2 protein-coding genes and 1 pseudogene are annotated in these 2,647 nt (G+C 65.7%); all 3 read left to right on the forward strand.

Going from position 1 to position 2,647, the window contains the following annotated elements; all coding sequences use genetic code 11:
- Window positions 1-1,062: F0F1 ATP synthase subunit alpha (gene atpA, locus VI238_RS16965; protein ID WP_331653500.1), on the forward strand; the 1,062-nt coding region annotated here is incomplete at its 5' end.
- Between the two features lie 118 nt (window positions 1,063-1,180).
- The gene (gene atpG / locus VI238_RS16970; RefSeq protein ID WP_331653502.1) at window positions 1,181-2,044 is read left to right on the forward strand and encodes a F0F1 ATP synthase subunit gamma; all 864 of its coding nucleotides are present in this window, start codon (window positions 1,181-1,183) and stop codon (window positions 2,042-2,044) included.
- Window positions 2,045-2,162: 118 nt separating this feature from the next.
- Window positions 2,163-2,647 (forward strand): annotated as a pseudogene (locus VI238_RS16975) (F0F1 ATP synthase subunit beta); the annotation flags it as partial.

The following is a 2,647-nucleotide window of genomic DNA, read 5'->3' on the forward strand; positions in this document are numbered from 1 at the left end:
CGCGGCCAGCGCGAGCTGATCATCGGCGACCGCCAGACCGGCAAGACCGCGCTCGCCGTCGACGCGATCATCAACCAGAAGAATTCGGGCATCAAATGCATCTACGTCGCGATCGGCCAGAAGCAGTCGTCGATCGCCAACGTCGTGCGCAAGCTCGAGGAGCATGACGCGCTCAAGCACACGATCATCGTCGTGGCGTCCGCGTCCGAATCGGCTGCGATGCAGTACATCGCGCCGTACTCCGGCTGTTCGATGGGCGAGTTCTTCCGCGACAACGGCGAAGACGCGCTCATCATCTACGACGACCTCACCAAGCAGGCGTGGGCGTATCGCCAGATCTCGCTGCTGCTGAAGCGCCCGCCGGGCCGCGAAGCGTACCCGGGCGACGTGTTCTACCTGCACAGCCGCCTGCTCGAGCGCGCCGCGCGCGTCAACGAGGAATACGTCGAGAAGCACACCAACGGCGCGGTCAAGGGCAAGACCGGCTCGCTCACCGCGCTGCCGATCATCGAGACGCAGGCGGGCGACGTCTCCGCGTTCGTCCCGACCAACGTGATCTCGATCACCGACGGCCAGATCTTCCTCGAGACCGACCTGTTCAACGCGGGCATCCGCCCGGCCGTGAACGCGGGCATCTCGGTGTCGCGCGTGGGTGGCGCGGCGCAGACCAAGATCGTCAAGAAGTTGTCGGGCGGCGTGAAGCTCGCGCTGGCGCAGTTCCGCGAACTCGCCGCGTTCGCGCAGTTCGCCTCCGACCTCGACGCGGCGACGCGTGCGCAGCTCGAGCGCGGCCAGCGCGTCACCGAGCTCATGAAGCAGAAGCAGTATGCGCCGCTGTCGATCGCCGAACTCGCGCTGTCGGTGTACGCGGCCGAGAAGGGCTTCCTCGACGACCTGCCGCTGAACAAGGTGCTGCCGTTCGAGGCGGCGCTGCACGCGCACTTCCACAGCAACTACGGCGACCTCATGAAGAAGATCGTCGAGACGGGCGACTGGAACAACGACATCGAGGCCGCGTTCAAGAAGGGCCTGGAAGAGTTCAAGAAGACGGGTAGCTGGTAAGGCGGCCGGGATCGGAGATTCGGGGTCGGGAAGGCGAAAGCCGGCCGACGCTCCCGCTTCCACCGGTCCCGCATCCTCAATCCCCCATCCCGTCGAGCAGGCGTAGCGAGCGAACAACATGGCAGGCGCTAGAGAAATCCGCACGAAGATCAAGAGTGTCGCGAACACGCGCAAGGTCACGCGCGCGCTCGAGATGGTCTCGGCCTCGAAGATCCGCAAGGCGCAGGACCTCATGAAGGCCTCGCGTCCGTACGCGCGCCTCATGCGCCAGGTGATCGGCCACATCGCGCACGCGAACGTCGAGTTCCAGCACCCGTTCCTGGTCGCGCGCAAGGACGTCAAGCGCGTCGGCTACGTGATCGTGTCCACCGATCGCGGCCTGTGCGGCGGCCTCAACTCGAACATGTTCCGCAAGCTGCTGGGCGAGATCCGCGGCTGGCAGGACAAGGGCGTCGAGGTCGACGTCGTCTGCATCGGCCAGAAGGCGACGCAGTTCTTCCGTCGCCTCAAGGTCAACATGCTCGGCTCGGTCACGCACCTCGGCGAGAAGCCGCAGGTCGCCCAGCTGATCGGCGTGATCAAGGTCGTGCTCGACGCCTACACCGAGGGTCGCATCGACCGCCTCCACCTCGCCTACAACGACTTCGTCAACACCATGACGCAGAAGGCGACGGTCGACACGCTGCTGCCGCTGCCGCCGTCTCCGGAGCTGCAGACCACGCATGCGTGGGACTACATCTACGAACCCGACGCGGCCACCGTGCTCGAGCACGTGCTGACGCGCTACATCGAGTCGCTCGTGTACCAGTCGGTGCTCGAGAACCTCGCCAGCGAGCACGCCGCGCGCATGGTCGCGATGAAGAGCGCGTCGGACAACGCGACCAAGGCGATCGGTTCGCTCACGCTCGTCTACAACAAGGCGCGCCAGGCGGCGATCACGCAGGAAATTTCCGAGATCGTCGGCGGCGCTGCAGCGGTTTGAGTGCGATCGTCCGCGATCGCGAGCATCAGGAAGCGACCATCCATGGCCGCACTCCTCACCAACAGCGCGGCCTCGGCCGCGCTAAGACAGATTTGAAAGAGTCACTCGGAGCAATTCCATGAGCCAGGGCAAAGTCGTACAGATCATCGGCGCCGTCGTCGACGTCGAATTCCCGCGCGAGTCCGTGCCGAAGGTGTACGACGCGCTCAAGGTCGAGGGCACTGCCTCGCCGATCACGCTCGAGGTGCAGCAGCAGCTCGGCGACGGTGTCGTGCGCACGATCGCGCTCGGATCGACCGACGGCCTCAAGCGCGGCTTGGTCGCGATCAACACCGGCGCGGGCATCAAGGTGCCGGTCGGCAAGGCGACGCTCGGCCGCATCATGGACGTGCTCGGCAATCCGATCGACGAGGCCGGTCCGATCGGCGAGAAGGAACAATGGGAAATCCATCGCGCGGCGCCGTCGTACGACGAGCAGGCCGCGGCGAGCGACCTGCTCGAGACCGGCATCAAGGTCATCGACCTCGTCTGCCCGTTCGCCAAGGGCGGCAAGGTCGGCCTGTTCGGCGGCGCCGGCGTCGGCAAGACCGTCAACATGCTCGA

The organism is Dokdonella sp. (genome assembly GCF_036518555.1).
In the GTDB taxonomy this organism is placed as follows: domain Bacteria; phylum Pseudomonadota; class Gammaproteobacteria; order Xanthomonadales; family Rhodanobacteraceae; genus Dokdonella_A.